Source organism: Pseudomonas sp. NPDC089428 (genome assembly GCF_044749325.1).
Lineage (GTDB): Bacteria > Pseudomonadota > Gammaproteobacteria > Pseudomonadales > Pseudomonadaceae > Aquipseudomonas.
Window position 1 is genome coordinate 123,710 of sequence record NZ_JBIVHT010000009.1, and the last position, 18,010, is coordinate 141,719.

Below are 18,010 nucleotides of genomic sequence, written 5' to 3' on the forward strand. Positions count from 1 at the left end.
GATGACAGGCCTGCTCAAATGGCTGTTGCTTTCAGGGTGCCTGCTTGCCGGGGTGGCGAACGCCAGCGAAGCGGCGGGCAACGCAACCGACGGTGTTCCAGGCGTCCCGGCCGAACTGCGGGTGGCCAACCGCACGATCATCACCTTGCAGGCGACCCTGCTCGGCGAAACCCCGGCCAGCAGGGTTCAGCGGGCGGCCGCGGTGATCGATGAAACACTGCAGGGTACCGATGACTTGCAAGTGCGCATCGACCCGATCCTCAATAGCCAGCTGGTCATCCTGGCTGGCCGGCGTGCCTTCATCGTTGCGCCGCAGGACCTGGGGGTGGAGGGCGGCGATACCCGCGCGGCTGCCGAGCGGGCAGTGGCGAACCTGCAGCAGGTGATCGATGAGACCCGGCAGGCGCGCAGCCTGCACTTTCTGCTGACAGCGGCCGGTTTGTCGTTGCTGGCCACGCTGATCTACCTGGTATTGATCAAGGGTGCGAATTTCGCCCGTCTCAAGCTGCGTGCCTTGCTGCCCGCCTTGATGCGCAGCCGGGCAAGGGAGATCAAGGTCGGGCAACTGTCGCTGTTCGACATGCAGTACGTGTACTTCTTCATCGATCGTTTGTTGCGCTTGCTGTATTGGGGTGTGGTCCTGCTGCTGAGCTACGAATGGCTGAGCTACGTGCTGTCGCGCTTCCCGTATACCCGGCCGTGGGGCGAAAGCCTCAATCTTTATCTGTTCGACCTGTTCAGGTTGGTGATGGATGGCGTGGTCAATGCCATCCCGGGTATCGCCGTGGCCCTGATGATCTTTTTCATTGCGCGGGGCGTCAGCGCTTTCAGCCGCCGCCTGCTCGAACGCCTGGCGCGGCCCGGCACGCTCAAGTGGCTGACGGCGGAAACCCTGCAGCCGACCACGCGCCTGACCTCGCTGGCGATCTGGCTGTTCGCGCTGGTCATGGCCTATCCGTACCTGCCGGGCGCGGGTACGGATGCCTTCAAGGGGCTGTCGGTGCTGCTCGGCCTGATGATTTCCCTGGGTGCGTCCAGCGTGGTGGGGCAGGCGGCTGCCGGGTTGATCCTGACCTACTCGCACACGCTGAAGGTGGGCGAGTACGTGCGCGTGGGCGAGCATGAGGGCACGGTGACCGAGGTGGGCATGTTCAACACCACCATTCGCACCGGGCTGGGTGAGGTGCTGACGTTGCCGAACTCGATGATTACCGGGTCGGTAACCAAGAACTACTCAAGGGTTGGCCAGGGCAGTGGCTATGTTGTCGACACTGTGGTGACGATCGGCTACGACACCCCCTGGCGCCAGGTGGAGGCGATCCTGATCGAGGCGGCAGAGCGCACCGAGGGCATCCTGAGCACCCCCAGGCCCCAGGTGTTCCAGACCGGGCTGTCCGACTTCTACCCTGAATACCGCCTGGTAGCCCGGGCGACGCCAGAGCAGCCGAAACCCCGGGCAGAGCTGCTGAGCATGCTGCATGCGAACATCCAGGACGGGTTCAACGCCTACGGCATCCAGATCATGTCGCCGCACTATCAGGAAGACCCGTCCAAGGACAAATGGGTACCGCGGGAGAAATGGTATTCGGCCCCGGCCCGTCCGCCAGTGGATGGGCCGGATGACCGGACATCGAGCTAGGCCTATCGGTCTGCTGCCAGGAGGTTGTCCCGGGTCTGTTGCTCCACGGTGTGCTGGATTTCCCGGGCCAGCGTCTTCACGTCATGCTGTTCGATCTGCTTGGGCATGACCTCGAAACCGACCGAGTTGTACAAGCGCCCCCAGGCAGCCTGGGCATCGGAGTAGGCCGCCTCCCGCTGATACCGCGACAGCAGCAGGCGCCCTTCGGCGCGGATCAGTTCCAGTTCGCTACCCAATGCCGCGCTTCGCGACGATTGCGCGTAATCGAGCAGGCTGCGGTCGACGCGCAGGCTTTCGTCGGCAAACTCGACCTCCTGACGTGCCAGCTGATAGCGCAGCAGGCCCACACGCACCTGGGTGAGGATGGCCATGGACAAGGCGGTGCGGCGCATGTCATCGGTCTTTTCCTGGCTTTTTTCCGCTGCGGTGATGTCGGGGTATTGCAGCAGGCGCAGCAGGTTCATCGATACATTGATACCGGTCTGGTTCCAGTCGCTGTTGTACAGGTACTTGTTGGAGTCGTACTCGTAGCCGTAGTTGAAGCTCACGTTTGGCCACAACTGGGCCTTGGCGATCTTCAGGTCGTTCATGCTGACACGCTTGCGGTACCACTCTTCCATGATTTCCGGCCGGCGCTCCAGGGACAGTCGCTCCAGTTTTTCCACATTGCCATCGAGCAAGGGCAGCGGCGGCTCGCTGCTGTCGGCCAGGACCATGCGCGTATTGGGGGGCAGCGACATCAGCGCGGCGAGTTCGGCGCGGGCGAATTCCAGGTCCTGGCGGCGCACGGTCAGCATGTAGACCGAATCGAGCAGGGCGCGCTGGTAGGCGAGGATGTCCTGGCGTGGCAGCAGGCCTTTACCTTCGGCTTCACGTGCCGCGGTCAGGGCGCGGTGGGTGCGCATCAGCAAACCGTCCACTTCGGGCAGCAGGCGCTGGGCGCCCAGGGCGCGCCAGTAGGCATTGCGCACGTCCTGCAGCACGTTCTGCGCGACCTTTTCGCGGCGCTCCTCGGCCATCAGGATCTGGTCGTTCTTCTGCTGCGTGCGGAAGTAGGCGACGCCGAAGTCCAGCAGGCTCCATGACAAACCAAGGCTGTACAACGTGCGATAACGCTCCTCGGACGTGGACGGGCGCAAGCTGACCTGGCGATCCTGAATGCCGATGGAAGTGCCGCCAGAGTCGTTGTTACGCCCGGCGTAACCGGCCGAGGCCACCAGGCGCGGCAGCATCTCGTGGCTGGAGACATCGCGCAGGTCGGAAGCCAGCGCGCTTTCCAGCAGTTTCAGGCGGTAATCGAGGTTGTATTTCAGCGCACGGGCCGAAGCTTCGTAGAACGTGATCGGCCCGTTGACGGGCTCCTGCTCCTTGTACATGCGCGCCTGGTCTTCGATGACCCGCTGGCGCATTTCGTCTTCGGTGTAGGGTTTAGGCTCGAAGTTCGAGCAGGCGCTGAGCAGGACGCTGACGGCAGCGAAGCTGCCCAGGGCTTTCAAGGTCGATACTGACATAGGCTGTCCTTGGTCCATCCGTGAATGCTTAGGCTTCATTGGGCGTTGCTCCCGCGACGCAGGGCAGCTTCGCGCAATTGCGCCCGGAAACCGTGCGCGGCCTGTGGTTTCTTGTCCGTTTGCCCGACCATGTCGGTGTGTGCAGGGGCCCACAGCGAAGGGTCTGGCAGCAGGCCATCGGCCGTCAGGCTGATGACCCCGTGGCGGCCATCGACCCAGTTCTGGTCTTCGGCGCTGGCACGCCGGCTTTCACCCACTGCCCGGGCAACGAACTGGCCATTGACCTGGCCAAGCTGGCTGCCGATTGACTGGCTTTCGATCTCGGGCGTGGCGAACAGGCGCACATCACTGCCATCGGCGCCCCAGGCGGACAAGGTCAGGGTCTGGTCGACCCGTTCGACCACTGGCGCCACGAAGATCGCCGGAGTGACGTCGGGCAGCCGCAGGCTGGCCAGGCTGGCACGGCTGTCACGGTCGAAATAGGGGCCAGGCGGGATGTAGGGGCTGGAGATATCCAGGGTGATGGTCAGCTGGGCCTGGTCGGTGGCGCCGGCCAGGTCGCTGATGGTGTAAGTGAAGTAGTCCTTGAGCACTTGCCCAAGCCCTGCGGCGGCGAGGACCTCGGGATTGCTCAGGTCGATGGTGTAGGTGTAGCTGCCGTCGGCGTTGAGCACCAAGGTGCCGTACCGGCCGGCGATGGGCTGGCCGATCACCCCGGCGCTACCGCTTGCGCCTTCCTGGCCGGTGCGGATGGCGGTCACGCTGAGGCTGTCACCACCGTCCACGTCGCTGTCGTTGGGCAGTACGTTGCCACTGGTGTGCGGTGCTGGCACCTGGTCGCTGGCGCTGTTGCTGTCGTCACGGGCCACCGGGTTGTCGTTGTTGCCCTGGATGGTCACCGTCAGCCGCGCATCGGCGGTGGCGCCGGCAGTGTCGCGCATGCGGTAGGTGAACACTTCACGCAGCGATTCGCTGGCGCTGCGCATGGCCTGCACGGTGGGGTTGCTGTTGTCCACGGTGTAGGTGTAGCTGCCATCGGCATTGATCAGCAGGGTGCCATACAGGCCCTGCAGCAGTTGGCCGGCGCCGGCGCTCTGGCCGTTTTCAGCGGTGTACTGCAGCACCGTACTGGTCTCGCCATACTGCACGCCATCGACGTCGGTGTCGTTGTCGAGCACGTTGCCGCGCGGGTCGACGCCGCCACTGCCGTTGTTCACGCCTCCGGCTTCCACGGCGGTGGCGCTGTCGTCGTTGGCCACCGGGAAGTCGTTGCGGCCGTCGATGGTGATGGTCAACAGGCCGTTGGCGGTACCACCCCAGAGGTCGGTGAGCAGGTAGGTGAAGTTGTCGGTCAGGGTCTGGCCGCTGACCCGCAGCGCCTGCACTGCCGGCAGGCTGTTGTCCAGCACGTACTGCCAGCTGCCGTCGGCGTTCAGCGTCAGGTCGCCGTACTGGCCGCGCAGGGTCTGCCCAACGCCGGTCGGGTTGCCGGGCAATGGCCCATCGCCGCTCCAGAACGCCAGCACTTCGAGGGTTTCCGGGACGATGATGTTGATGGTGTCGGGGTCGGTGTCATTGTCCATCACATTGCCGGCCGGGTTGCTGCCGGGGATGGTGTTGCCCTGGCCGCCGGCTTCGATGGCCAGGCCCTGGTCCGGGTTGGCTACCGGTGGCTGGTTTTCACCGCGGATCAGCACATAGAGGGTGGCGGTATCGCTCAGGCCGCCGCCATCGGTGACCTGGTAGGTGAAACGCTGGATGACGAAGCCCAGCGGGCCCAGGGCGACGATGTCGGGGTTGCTGGAGTCGACCACGAAGCGGTAGCTGCCGTCGGCATTGAGCGTCAGCGTGCCGTACTGGCTGATGACCGTAGCGCTGCCGCTCAGGGGGGCGAGGATCGGGTTGCTGCTTTCGGCGCCCACGCCCACGGCGGTGACGGTCTTGCTGTCGTTGGCATCGACATCGGTGTCATTGTTCAACACGTTGCCCGTGGGGTTGCGCCCACCATTGCCATCGTCGTCGGTGGCCACGGCATAGGCCAGGTCATCATGCGCCACCGGGGTGTCGTAGCGCCCGTCAATGGTGATGATGATCTGTGCCTGCGAACTGGCACCGGCGCTGTCGTGCATGCGGTAGCTGAAAGTTTCCACCAGGCTTTCACCGGCCTTGAGTGCCTGCACGGCGGCCAGGCTGTCGTTGACGGTGTAGACGTAGTTGCCGTTGCCGTCGATGCTCAGCGTGCCGTAGTTGCCGGCCACCACCGTGGCGCCGGCGTTGACCTGCACGAAGGTGCCGCCAGTGGCCAGCGTGCCCAGGTAGATGCCATCCAGGGTCTTGCTGTCGCCGGCGTCGACGTCCTGGTCATTGGCCAGGGCATTGCCGCTGCCCGGCTGGCCCGGAGTGCCGTTGTTGACGCCACCGGCTTCGACGGCGATGGCCGAGTCGTTGGCGGCGATCGGTGTGTCGTTGCGGCCATGGATGACCACGCTGAAGGTGGCGGTGACGGTCTTGCCGTTGCCATCGCTGACGCTGTACTGGAACACCTCGGTGAGCCGGTCGGCGTCGGTGCGCAGGGCCTGCACAGCGCTGTTGCTGTTGTCCACCACGTAGCGGTAATTGCCCTGGGCGTCCAGGGTCAGGCTGCCATAGTTGCCGGCCAGCGGCTGACCGAGGATGCCGGTTACACCGGCCGGGCTGAGTACGCCGGTAATGCTCAGGGTATCGCCGTCCGGGTCACTGTAGGCGGCGCTGATGTTGCCGCTGGGGTCGATGCCGGGGATGGCGTTGTTCAGGCCGCCAGCCTCGACGGCGTCGATGCTGACCGCGTTGACCACGGGCGGGTCGTTGACCCCGGTGACGGTGATGACCAGCTGCGCCTGGTCGGTCAACCCGCCGCTGTCGTGGATCTGGTAGGTGAAGATCACGTCCAGGCTCTGCCCGGCTGCCAGGGCACGGATGGCTGGGTCGGCGCTGTTGACGACGAAGGTGTAGGTGCCGTCCTCGTTGAGCGTGAGCTGGCCGAAGTTGCCGTTGATCAGGCGGCTGTCGGCCAGCCGCGCGACGCTGCCGATGATCGAGCCCGGGGTGGCGCCAGTGACCGGGCTGAGCACACCACCGCTGCTTTCCAGGCCGCTGCGTACGCCATCGACCTTGAGCTGGGTGGCCGTCGGTTGATCGACACTGTCGACGTCGGTATCCGCGCCCACGCCAGCGTTGCCGGTGATCACGTTGCCGCTGGCATTGACAGGGGCGGGAATACCGTCGCTGGAGCCAGCCGTGGCGGTGCCATGGTCATCCACGGCTACCGGTGCATCGTTGGCACCCTGGATGGTAATGACCAGGACGCTGATCGATTTCAGGCCACCGGCATCGGCCATCTGGTAGCTGAACTGCTCGACCAGGGTCTCGCCAGGGGAGAGCGCCTGGATTGCAGCGTTGCTGTTGTCGACGACGTAGCGGTAGCTGCCGTCGGTGTTGATGGTCAGGGTGCCGAAATTGGCCAGCAGGGTCGTCGCACCACCACTGGGCAGCGGGATGATCCGCCCGCCGCCCGGGCCGTCGAAGCGAATGGTCGTGACTTGTTTGGTTTCGCCCAGAGCCACTGCGTCCACATCGGTGTCGTTGTCCAGCACATTACCGACGGCGTCCGCGCCGGGCGTGCCATTGTTGGTGCCGCCGGCTTCGATGGCGGTACCCACGTCGCCGTGGGCGACCGGTGTGTCGTTGGCGCCGTGGATGTTGATCTGCAGCACCGCGTTGCTTGTCAGGCCACCGGTATCGACGATGGTGTAGTCGAAGAATTCGCTGATGAACTGGCCAGCCGTGCGCAGCGCCTGTACTGCCGGGTTGCTGTTGTCGACGATGTACTGGAAGCCACCATTGGGCCTGATCACCAGCGTGCCGTAGAGCCCCTGCAGCACGGTGACGCCACTGCCACTCACTGCCACACCGTCGGGCCTTAGGTTGTTGGCGATGCGGGTGACGGTGAGCACGTCGCCGTTGGTCTGGATATCGACATCGGTGTCGTTGGCCAGCACGTTGCCGGTGGGGTTCACGCCGGGGTCGGTGTTGTTCAGGCCACCGGCTTCGACAGCGATCGCCAGGTCGGGGTTGGCGATGGGGTCGTCGTTGACCGGGGTGAGGACGATGTTCATCACGTCGGTGTCGGTCAGGGCATCGGCGGGATTCTGCCCGGGGATGCCGTCACCGTTGAGCGGGTGGTCACCGAAGTTGCCCTGGTCGTTGGTGACCATGGTCAGGGTTTCGGCGATCTGGGCAGTGTTGAAGTCCTGGTCACCCTTGTAGTACAGCTGGGCCAGCAGGGCATTCAGTTCACTCAGGGTGCCGGTCAGGACCAGGCTTCGGCCCGCGCCGGCCGGTGGCGTGGCGTTGGCAGCAGGCGGGGTTGCGGCTTGCCAGAGAACGCCGTGAAGCACCGACAGGGTAATGGTCATTACCCCGTCGGTGCTGTTGCCATTCACGTCCACGTCACTGATGGACAGGCCGACGAGGTGCAGCACGGTGTCTTCCAGCCCCTGCTGGTCGGCGACGCTGTTGACCGGGGCCTCGTTCAGGTGCACGTAGCCGGCATCGGCGGTGCCGATGATGCCTTCGCCCAGGCTCAGGTTGATGCTGCCGAGCCCGCCGGGGCTGGTGCCGGTATCGCTGTCGATACGCACGCGGAAGTGGTTGTTGGCACTGACCGTGTGGTCCTGTGCCACCACCACCAGGTAGCTGCCGGAGGGCAGCAGGGCGAACTGGTACTGGCCGCCATTGGCCGTCGTCGTGGTGAAGACACGGTCGTCGGCCGTACCGAACTGACCGTCGTCACCGGCCCAGGTCAGGGTCACGCCAATGCCGTCCAGGCCCGGCCCGTCGGGGGCGACGCTGTTGGTGGCGCTGCGGGTGTCGTCCCACAGCGTGCCCTGGATCACGCCCATGCCGGCGCCATCGCTGAGGATGTAGTTGTTCAGGCCGCTGGCGCCGTCCTGGCCAGTGCGTTCCCCCGTTGCACTGCCAGCGGTGGCGGGCAGCGAGCCACCCCAGCCGTTGGCCTCGAAATCGGTGGGCAGGCTGGTCCAGGTCAGTACCGCGGCGCTGGCGGCGTTGTCGGCGATGGCGCTGTTGCCGGGCAGGGTGACGGTGTAGATCACCTGCACGCTGTCACTGACCGCCAGGCGCGCGAAGTCCAGCGCGATCGCCGAGCCATCGCTGAAGCTGATGCCGGCCGGCAGGTTGGCCAGGTCCAGCGCCACACCGTTGAGCAGGATGCTTTGCACCTGATAGTTGCTGCCGCTGGGGAACTGGTCGGCGAGGTGGGTGTTGTAGGCCGGCACTTCGCCGTTCTGGGTGAAGCTCACCGACACCGTGGCATTGGTGGTGCCGTTGCCTGGCGTCACGTCGATGACGCGTTTGTCCAGGCTGGTGAAGCTCGGCTCGACCACACGCTCGAACACCGTGTCGCTCTTGCCGCGGTCGACGCCGCCATTGAGGCCGACGTGCTCATGCACGGAAACCCCCAGGTTGGCGCCGGCCTGGTTGCTGGCCACGTTGCTGACGCGCACGTTGAACTCCAGCACTACACCTTCGACGTCGGGGTCGTTCAGTTCGGTGTTGGTCAAGTTGCCCAGGCTGAAGGTGACGGTCTGGCTGCCATCGGCATTGGTGGTGATGACCAGGCGCCCATTGTTGATGTCGAACACCCCGGTGGGGGTTGCACCGGACAGATCGGCATGAATGCCCTGGGCCACGTCGCTGAGTTCGTTGCCTGGCATGCTCAAGGTGCCGCTGCTGATCAGGTTGCTGGCATCGGTGGTCAACCCGGCCGGGGTGTTGGAGAGAAACGCGATCAGGATGTTGTTGAGGCTGGCGGGAATGAACTCCAGGCCTGCGGCCAGCTCGATACGGATCTGGTAGTCGGGGTTGTCGCCGGTGGGCACCAGTACCGCCACGCGGTAGCGGACGATTTCGCCGACCACCACGTTCTCGGAGACACCACTGGTGTCGATGGCGCCGCTGCCGTTGGTGGCGGGCGCGGTGTCGGCTACACCACCGACCCGCGAGATGCGGATACCGTTGCTGACCGGGAAGGCCAGCAGCGAGACCAGCCGGTAGTCGTTCAAGGCGCCGCCGTTGAGCACGCCATCTTCGCCACTGCGCTCGCCTTGAGTGGTGTCGACCGTGTTGTCGCTGCCATCGAGGCTGGTCCAGCGCACGTCCACGGCGTTGCTGAAGGCCGCTTGCCCTGCGGCTGTGGCGTTCACGGTGCCGCTCAGTTGCAGGACGATGCGCCCGCCGTTGGCGATGTCGATGTTGGCCCCGCTGACGCTGATCAGCCGGCCCCCCTGGATGATGAAGTCGGCGCCGCCGTGGTTGCTGGCGCCGCCACTGTAGGTCACGCCGGTCAGGCTGATGCCGCTCAGTTCGGTGGGCAGGCCGTCCACCAGGCTGATGTCGAAGGCGTCGGTGCCCGAGGTGTTGCTGATGACGATCTGGAACTCGACCACGTCGCCGTCTTCGTAGCCGCCGAATATCGGCGTCGAGGTGATCTGCTGGGTGACCTTGAGCGTCGGCTCGACAATGGTCACGCTGGGCTGCTGCGCGCTGTTGACGCTACGCTCCACAGGTGCGCTGCCGTTCGGTGTGTCGCCGTCCGGGTCGCTGTACACCAGCTGCGCGCCGTTGTTCAGTGTAGTGCCCTGCTGGTTGCCGGTGACGTTGCTGGCCACCAGCACCAGGCGGATGACGAAGCTGTTGTTGCCGGTCAGGTTGTCGGCATTGGCGCGGGCGCTGACGAACACCAGTTGCAGGTCGGCGCCGTCGCTGCCGTCCGGGGTCATCGGGCTGACGCTGACGTTGCCGTTGAAATCAGTGGTCAGTGCCGCGCTGCCGGCCACCGTGGTGATGATCTGGTAGCCGAGGTTGTTGTTGAAACGAGGGTCCAGACGCAGGCCGGGCGGGATCAGGTCGTTGATGCGCAAGTTGCTGGTCACGCCTTCGGGCAGGGTGACGACGATGTCGTAAGTCATGCTCTCGCCGATCACCAGGTTGCTGCCGGTGGTGTGCGTGGCGCTGGAATCGTCGTTGCTGAGGCTGCCGTTCTGGTAGGTCTTGGTGATACCGGGTGCGGCCACCTGCTGGTTGGCGACTTCCACCAGGTCGGTGGGGGTGAAGTCCTGGCCACCTTCGACGCTGGCATAGTGGGTGAGCGCCGCACTGCTTTGCAGGGTGCTGGCCGCGAGGATGGCATCGTTGACGGTGACGTCGTAGGTGATCACCACCAGGTTGGCGCCGGAGAGGTCGGCGGCAGTGCCCGTGCGGCCGGCCAGCAGGGTGGCCTGGCCGTTGGCGTCGAGGAAGGTAATGGTGTTGCCGTTGACGCTGTAGTCGATGCCGGATACCAGCAAAGTGCCGTCGCCGCGGTGGATCTGCAGGTTGGCGGCGGCCAGGCTGCCGCCGACGAAAGCCAGGCCGGTGGGCAGGGTGATGCTGGTGCTGACATCGTAGGCGCCGCCACCACCGCTGTTCTTCAGGGCGGTGGCCAGGCGCAGGGTGTCGGCGCCGTCGATGCCGCTGACATTGCCGTCCACCGCCGCCAGGCTGGTGACGCTGCCACTGAACGGCACGCCACTGGTGCCAGGGGCGTTCCAGCTGCCGGTGGTGCCGGTAACCGTGCCGTTGCTGCTGGCAACCACGCCGTGCTTGATGTCCAGCACGGGCTCTGCCACCGATTCGATCACCGCCACGTCCGAGGAAGTGAGCACGGTCTTGTCCACCGTGGTGGTCTGGCTCGACTGCGCCAGCACGTCGAGCTCGCGCTGGTCGGCAAACGGCTGGTCACCGACCACCATGGTGAAGCGCACCTGCACCGTGCCGCCGTTGAGGCCGCCTGACACGTAGTTGCCAAAGTCGAAGATGATCGAGTTGCCAGGGCCGCTGGTGACGCTGTCCGGCACGTCGAGGATGGTGTTGCCGCTGCCGAAGCTCCACTGCCCGACGCCGTTGCCGAAGCTCCAGCTGATGCCGCTGGCGTTGAGCAGGGGCAGGGGCAGGTAGGCGGTGAGCTTGAAGTTTTCGTAGTCGGCCACCAGCAGGTCGTAGCTGATGGTGAAGGTCACCACATCGCCTGGGCGCAGTTCGCCGCTGCCGGGAGGGGCGCCGCCGTTGACCTGGGTCAGTTCGATGTCGACGGTAGAGGTGTCGATGGTACTGAGGGTGCTGGACCCATCTGTCTGGGTGCTACCGATGTTCAGCGCATCACGCAGCACGGTCGCGGCCACGGTGGCGTTGTTGCCGACGCTGTCGCCTTCGTTGAGCTGGTCATGGGGCGGGTGGTCGCTGGTGTAGGTGGTGTCGATCGTGGCGTCGTAGACGATGCGCAGGGTGGTGGCGCCGTCCTGCACGTCATCGCCGTACAGGTCACCGAACAGTGCCGCCACGCCGGGGCCGGCCACCGCCTGGCGGATGGACTCGGCGATGTCGAACACCAGGGTGGTGCTGCCATCGGCATTTACTGCCTGGGTATAGACAAGGGCAATGCTCAGCGATGAACCGTTGGCCTGCAACAGCAGGGTGGGCGGATTGGCAAGGCTGAAGGTCTGGCCGTCACTGAGCTGGTCGGTGACGGTGAACTGGCCCTGTTCGAGGATGTTCTCGCCGAACGCGAAGAAGTCGGAAATGGCCACATCCATGGTGTAGCGCAGGGTGTCGCCGGGTGTCAGGCCGGGGGTCCCGACATCGTTCTGCAGGTTGACCTGCTTGAGCAGAGTGATGGACTTGGCGACGAAGGTGACGCCCTGGCCGTTGCCGGTTTCGCTGAACGGGTAGCCATCCGGGTCAAGAGGGCGGTCGCGTGGATCGAGGGGGTTCCAGTCACCCGTCACGCTTGCGGTACCGAAGTTGATGGTGACAGGGTTGCCGGTGGTCGGGTCGAGTACCGGGCGGCCGTTGGCGTCGATTTCCGGCACGTAGAAGCTGACCTGGGTTTCGCTGGCCGCACTCAGGGTGTCGTAGTGGATGTCATAGCTGGCCACGAACGCATTGGGGTTGGCCAGCGCCGCGGCAATCAGTGCCGGGTCGGTCAGCACCGTGCCATCGTGCAGCGTGACCGAGGTCAGGGTGCCGCCCGGGCCCGGGGTGATGGCGCTGACATGGACCTGGTCGGGCACGGTCTGGGTCACCGTGACGTTGGTCAGTGTCTGGCCGGGGGCCGGGGTTACCGTCACCGTCTGGGTACGGGTGTAGTTGGGGCCGGTGACGGTTTCGCCTTCAGGCATGTTGACCGTTTGCGTGACCTTGAGCAGGGTAGGCGTGACGATGAAACTGTGCAGCGAGGCTTCCACCAGGCTTGGGTCCTGCACCGGGTTGTTCAACGAATCGTTGCCGTATTCGAAGCCGGCGCGGGCATTGATGGTCAGGTTGGGGGCGCCGTCGGAGTAATGGGTGTCGGCCAGGTTGCTGAGCAGCCCGGTGACCTGGATGTCGATGCTGGGCTGGCCATTGGTCACACTGGCATAGGGCAGTTGCAGCACCACCATCTGGTCGCCCGGCTTCATGCCGACGCTGGCGGCGTTGATCACCAGGGCATTGCCACTGGCATCCTTGGCCAGCGGGTGGCTGGCATTGCCGTTGGCATCGAAGGTGATCACGAAGCTGTTGACCGCCCGGCCCAGGTAGGTGGCGGAAACGAATGTGGCGCCATCGTTGCCGTCGCGGCCGGTGGCCGGCATGAACAGGTCGATGTAGGGGGCGTAGCCTTCCTGGGTGGAGGGGTTGCTGAAGCTGACGGTGAAACTGAACTGTTCGCCCAGTTGCACTGCGGCGCCACCGCTGCCGAGGCTGGCAGTGGGGCTGGCATCGGCCAGCAGGCCCTGGAAACTGTCGAGCGTGCTGGCAGCCAGCGCGATGTGCTTGTCTACTTCCCCGCGGCTGACCTCGAGTTGCCAGTCCCCGCCGGCCAGGCTGCTGCCCGTGGCATTGCTGGAGGCACCGACATCAGCGCCGGTCCAGCGGGCAAGTTGGTCGACCAGCGCCTGCCCGGCGCTGCCAGCCCCCACATCACAGCCATACAACTGGATGTCCGCCCCTGCGTTGAGTTCGCCGCGCCAGGCACTCAGGCGCTCGCCCAGCTGCTCGACGGTCTGGCTGGTAAACACCTGGTTGCCCAGGGTGAACTGGCCAGAGGCTCCGTGGGAAAACACCTGAATCGAATCGACCTTGCCCAGTTGTGCCAAGGCATTGCTGATGGCGGCGATGGCATCCTGGCCCGGGTCGACCAGCAGTGCCGTGCTACCGACCGGCAGATTTGCCGCCAGCTGGTCGCGGTTTTCCACCCGTGCATCGATGACCACCAGGTTGCGCGGGGCCGGGGCAGGCGCCGCTGTCTGGGCTTCGCTGGCGGTGGGCGCCGGATGGGCGCTGTCCTTGGCCTCTGGCGCACTTGGGTCACTGTGATGCTGCTGGTCCACTGCAGCTGCCGCGGCCCCGTCGAAAAGGATCCGCTGTTCAAGGGCGACCGCTTGTGACCATGGACGCAAGACAGCGTTGAAACCCGCTCTGCGATTGATGTCCATTTCTTTACCCTGCTTTCTTTAACCCTGCTCAGTAAATCGACGCCGGTTTGTCGCTAAAAGCCGCTTTCGCGCAAACCGACTCCTATCAACCATTTGCCCAGTTCGCCAAGCACGCTGCGTCTTTCCCCTTCGATCTTTAGCTTGCCGCGCGTTTCGCGCACGCTGGCCAAGGGTTCATCCAACTGAACCAGCACCTGGAACAAGGCCTTGCTGGGGACCAGAGGCTCACTGGTGGTCGGCACCGGCCCGCCAAAATGCGCAGAGAGCATGCGATGGGCCAGGTGCCCGGCACGGGTACTGGCGATGGCCAGCACGGTGCCACGCAGCGCGGTGGGCTGGCCTTCGGGGTAAAACGCCACGCTATTGCCCACGGCAAGGTGGTGCACCTGGTCCTGGGCGACGTAGGCATCGACCTGCCAACGCGCGGGGTCGATCAGCATGCCCAGGGGTTCCTGGCGATTGACCCACTGGCCTGGCCGCCAGTCGGGGGGCAAGTCCAGCCACACGCCCGCGAACGGTGCCTGCAGGTTCAGCCGTGCGATTTCGCTGCGCGCGGCACGGGCCTCTTCGTTCTGCACGTTCAAGCGTTGCAGGGTGGCGGCGTCCTCGGTCAGGCCGGCAGGGTCGGCCAGCAACCCCGACAAGCGTGCCTGATAGCTGCGGGCACTGGCCTCGCTACTGCGCCTGCGCGCATCCAGGTCAGGCTCGTCGAGCACTGCCAACACCTCGCCGGCCTTGACCTGGCCCGCCTGGCGCAGGTTTTTCAGGCGCGCAGGGTAGGGCGTGTAAACGCGCAATTGGTGCTCGGCACGGGCCACGCCCACGGCATCGACCTGGCTATGCCAAGGCAATGCCAAGGCCAGCACGCTCAACCCCGACAGCAAGTAGAACAGCCGTTTGCGCTGCCCCGGAATGCGTGTGCGCTGCTGCCACCAGTGATTGAGCTCGCGTTTGACCGGCAGGGCGATGAACCATGCCAGCTCGACCACGAACAGGACGATGCCCAGCAACTTGAAGAAGAACAGGTACACCGCCACGGCGATGCCGAGGAAAAGCACCAATCGGTACAGCCAGGTGGCGAAGGCGAACGCTGCCAACAGGCGCCGCTGCCCGGCCGGGAAGGGTTCGGGCCATGCCTCATCCAGCCCCAGCAGACTACGCCGCATGGCTACCCGCGCCACGGCGGATGCGCGCTCGTGCAGGTTGGGGAAGTCGAGCAGGTCACTAAGAATGAAATAGCCGTCAAAGCGCATGAACGGGCTGGCATTGAGGGCCAGGGACAACACCCAACTGGTGGTGGCCAGATACAGCAGGGCGTTGCGCAGGGCGCCGTCGTCGCACAGGGCCCAGCCCAGGGTAGCCAGGCCGGCCAGCGACAACTCGGTGATGATGCCGGCCGCAGCGATAGCAAGGCGCTGATGGGCCCGCTTGAGCTTCCAGCTTTCGCCGGTGTCGGTGTACAGCATCGGCCACAGCACCAGGAATGCGACGCCCATGTGCCCGACACGCAAGCCCAGGCGGGTGGCCACCAGCGCATGGCCGAGTTCGTGCAGGGTCTTTGCCGTGACCAGCGCCAGGGCGAAGCTCAACAGGCCTTCGCTGGAAAATGACTCCACGACGGCATGGGTGAAGGTGTCCCATTGCTGCATCACCAGGATGATGCCCAGCATTGTCATGCCGGCCACCAGCAGCCCTGTGACAGGGTGGAACAGCCAGCTCAGCGCAGCGGCCAGCCGTTGCAGTGCCACTTGTGGGCGCAGCAAGGGAATACGGAAGAACAGGTAGTGGTGAAGCCACCAGCGCCAGCTCGACCAGGTACGCGCTTCGCTTGCTGCCTGCAACCTGGCCACCTGCTCAGGGCCCGGGCGCAGCAGGTGGTGGTGCTCAAGGAAGGTGCGCAATGCCAGTACCTGCTCGACATCTGGCTTGAGCGCGCTGTCCTGGGCGATCTGTTCGCTGATCTGGCGCGGCGTCTGGCCCCAACGCAGCAGGCATTCGAACTCCAGCCAACCGATGCGGTAGAAGCGGTTGACCACGGCGTCGTGGATCATCCACGCCGGCTCGCCCTCGTGGTTGTCGGCGGCCTCGCACAAGCGCAGGTCTTCGCGCAAGGGCGGCAGTGGCAGGTCAGTAAGGTCGAGCATTACCAGCCACTCCAGGCACGCAGCGTTGCCAGCGGGCGACGCAGCAGGTAGTAGCCGAGCATCACCCGGCCACCGTAGAGCTTGGCGGTGCCATGCAGGCCGAGGCGGGCATGCTCTGCCTGCTGGTCGATACTGGCCAGCAGGCGATAGGCGACCACGCCGTCATCACCGGGCCTGGCCTGGTAACTGGTTTCCAGCACTCGCCCCTTGAGCGGATTGAGCGGGTAGGCGGTGAGGAACAGTGTCACCTCGGCACCGGCATCAAGCGCAATGGCATCGGCGACGGCAAGCTGGATCAACATCGCCGGTTGGGCCGGGTCAGCCACATGCATGATGCGTTCTCCGGTCGATACCGGCTTGCCCAGCCAGTCGTTGGGGTCGCTGAACACGGCCACGCCAGCCGCCGGCGCCAGTACCTGGGTGCGGCGCAGTTGCGCCTGGACCGCAGCCAACTCGGCACGCCGTTGCTGGGCGCGGCCCTGCAACAGGGTGAGTTCGCTTTTGCTTTGCGGGTTGTCGAATGCCCGTTGGCTGGCGGCCTGCAGTTCGGCATCGGCCACGGCTACCTCTTTGCCGAGCACTTCGGCGCGGCTGCGCAATGTGGTCTCATCGAGGGAGAACAACGGTGTGCCAGCTTCCACCGGCTGGTTGGGGCGCACCAGCACCTGGGCGATCACGCCGTCGATGGGCGAGCTCACGATCTGCGCCTGACGCGAAACGATCTGCGCGGGCGCCAAGGCGGTCTGGCGTACCGGTACCAGCAACAGCCCTGCGCCGATCAGCAAGGTCAGTAGCAGTTGCCGCCGCGAGGGACGCCAACGGCCACGCTGGCGTCGCCGGGTCAGCGCGGCCCAGCAATAGGCCCAGGTACGGACCAGACCATCCAGTTGCTGGAAGACTTGCGGCGCCGGCGGGTGTTCAAGCAGCAGCACAAGCACCCCGAGGCGCTTTGCATTGGCATGGAGGGGAAGGCACCACAGGCCAGTGGGCCACCATTCACTCCAGCCTTCGGCGATGTCTTCGGGCGGCTGGGCATTGGTCAGCGTCAGCCAGGCTGGGCCGGGCTCGGTAAGCCGCTCTGCCAGCCAGCGGCTGGCGCGCTTGAGCCAGACCAGGTAGGGCGAGTCTTCGCTGGGTTTGGCCAGGCCAGACACGCACAGCAACTCGAAGCCGACCTTGCCTTGCTCGAACACCAGGGCCTGATGAAACGGCAGCAGCGGGTAAAGGTCGTTGGCCATGCTGAACGCCAGTGCACCGAGCGTCTCGGCGGCCATGGCCTTGTCGCGCAGGGCATCAAGCTGCAGTAACAGCTGCGGGTCCGGTAGCGGTCTATTCACTGTCATGGTCGAACCGCGCGGTACCGCTCATGCCGGCCATCAACTCGGGGAAGCGCTGGTCGAAGCGCGCCTCCAGTTCCACCGTCTGCGCGACGGCATCGACCCGGGCATTGATGATGCTGACTTTTGCCGGATAGCGCTTGCCCGTTTCGTGCACGGTCACTTGCAACGGTTGGCCTGTTTTCAGCGTTGCCAGTTGGTCAGACGGCACATTCAGGCGCACCTTCAAGGCGCCGTCGCTGACCAGGTCGAACAACGGTGTACCGGCGCTGACGGTTTGGTAAGGCTTGACGTAAACCTTGGCCACGTGGCCGGAAAACGGTGCCAGCACCTGGCAATAGCTCATCTGAGCCTCACCCATTGCCCGGGCCCCGTCGGCTTTCTGGACTTCGGTGTTGGCGGCCGCAACTTCAATATCGCCCACAGCCTCGAGCTTGCGCAGTTGCTGCTTAGCCGCCAGATTCTGCCGGGCCATTGCCAGCTCAGCGGCCGCCACCTTGCCGCGGGCCTGGGCCTCGTTGCAGTTGAAGCGAGCCAGTGTGGCGCCCTTGGCCACATGTTCACCGAAACTGGTCTTGAGCTCACCCAAGGTACCGCTCATCTGGCTGGACAAGGTGGTTTCAAGATCGGCGGCCAGCAGCACCCGGATCATCTGCGGGTCTTCGCCGGCTGTATCTTGCTCGGCGTGGGCGACAGCGCAGGATAACCCTGCCAACAACAGCAGTACGCGATGGGCGACTTCGGACATGAGCATTATCAGACCCTTCTAGCGAGCCAACACCAACCTGGATTTTCTAACCCAGTGCTT

The 18,010-nt window shown here is 65.0% G+C and carries 6 protein-coding genes; 1 reads left to right on the forward strand and 5 read right to left on the reverse strand.

The genetic code is table 11. The features are described 5' to 3' along the window. Position 1: 1 nt before the first annotated feature. Positions 2 to 1,639 (forward strand): mechanosensitive ion channel family protein, encoded by a 1,638-nt coding sequence (locus ACIPZ5_RS18275; protein ID WP_400809977.1) that lies wholly within the window; start codon positions 2 to 4, stop codon positions 1,637 to 1,639. A 2-nt stretch (positions 1,640 to 1,641) separates the two neighbouring features. Here ACIPZ5_RS18275 and ACIPZ5_RS18280 read toward each other — a convergent pair whose 3' ends face one another. The 5 genes from ACIPZ5_RS18280 to ACIPZ5_RS18300 are packed head-to-tail and all read right to left on the reverse strand — an operon-like array spanning position 1,642 to position 17,950. Then, positions 1,642 to 3,150 (reverse strand): TolC family protein, encoded by a 1,509-nt coding sequence (locus ACIPZ5_RS18280; RefSeq protein ID WP_400809978.1) that lies wholly within the window; start codon positions 3,148 to 3,150, stop codon positions 1,642 to 1,644. Positions 3,151 to 3,185: 35 nt separating this feature from the next. After that, on the reverse strand, positions 3,186 to 13,721 hold the full coding sequence (locus ACIPZ5_RS18285; protein ID WP_400809979.1) for a VCBS domain-containing protein: 10,536 nt from the start codon (positions 13,719 to 13,721) through the stop codon (positions 3,186 to 3,188). Positions 13,722 to 13,774: 53 nt separating this feature from the next. Further along, positions 13,775 to 15,865 (reverse strand): HlyD family efflux transporter periplasmic adaptor subunit, encoded by a 2,091-nt coding sequence (locus ACIPZ5_RS18290; protein ID WP_400809980.1) that lies wholly within the window; start codon positions 15,863 to 15,865, stop codon positions 13,775 to 13,777. After that, on the reverse strand, positions 15,865 to 17,208 hold the full coding sequence (locus ACIPZ5_RS18295; RefSeq protein WP_400809981.1) for an efflux RND transporter periplasmic adaptor subunit: 1,344 nt from the start codon (positions 17,206 to 17,208) through the stop codon (positions 15,865 to 15,867). The genes ACIPZ5_RS18290 and ACIPZ5_RS18295 overlap by 1 nt, the downstream gene beginning before the upstream one ends. Next, positions 17,195 to 17,950 (reverse strand): efflux RND transporter periplasmic adaptor subunit, encoded by a 756-nt coding sequence (locus tag ACIPZ5_RS18300; RefSeq protein WP_400810041.1) that lies wholly within the window; start codon positions 17,948 to 17,950, stop codon positions 17,195 to 17,197. The genes ACIPZ5_RS18295 and ACIPZ5_RS18300 overlap by 14 nt, the downstream gene beginning before the upstream one ends. Between the last annotated feature and the right edge of the window lie 60 nt (positions 17,951 to 18,010).

Excerpts from the sequence above, each read along its gene's own strand:
- ACIPZ5_RS18275 (WP_400809977.1), top strand. The coding sequence starts at position 2 with ATGACAGGCCTGCTCAAATGGCTGTTGCTTTCAGGGTGCCTGCTTGCC.
- ACIPZ5_RS18280 (WP_400809978.1), bottom strand. The coding sequence starts at position 3,150 with ATGTCAGTATCGACCTTGAAAGCCCTGGGCAGCTTCGCTGCCGTCAGC.
- ACIPZ5_RS18285 (WP_400809979.1), bottom strand. The coding sequence starts at position 13,721 with ATGGACATCAATCGCAGAGCGGGTTTCAACGCTGTCTTGCGTCCATGG.
- ACIPZ5_RS18290 (WP_400809980.1), bottom strand. The coding sequence starts at position 15,865 with ATGCTCGACCTTACTGACCTGCCACTGCCGCCCTTGCGCGAAGACCTG.
- ACIPZ5_RS18295 (WP_400809981.1), bottom strand. The coding sequence starts at position 17,208 with ATGACAGTGAATAGACCGCTACCGGACCCGCAGCTGTTACTGCAGCTT.
- ACIPZ5_RS18300 (WP_400810041.1), bottom strand. The coding sequence starts at position 17,950 with ATGTCCGAAGTCGCCCATCGCGTACTGCTGTTGTTGGCAGGGTTATCC.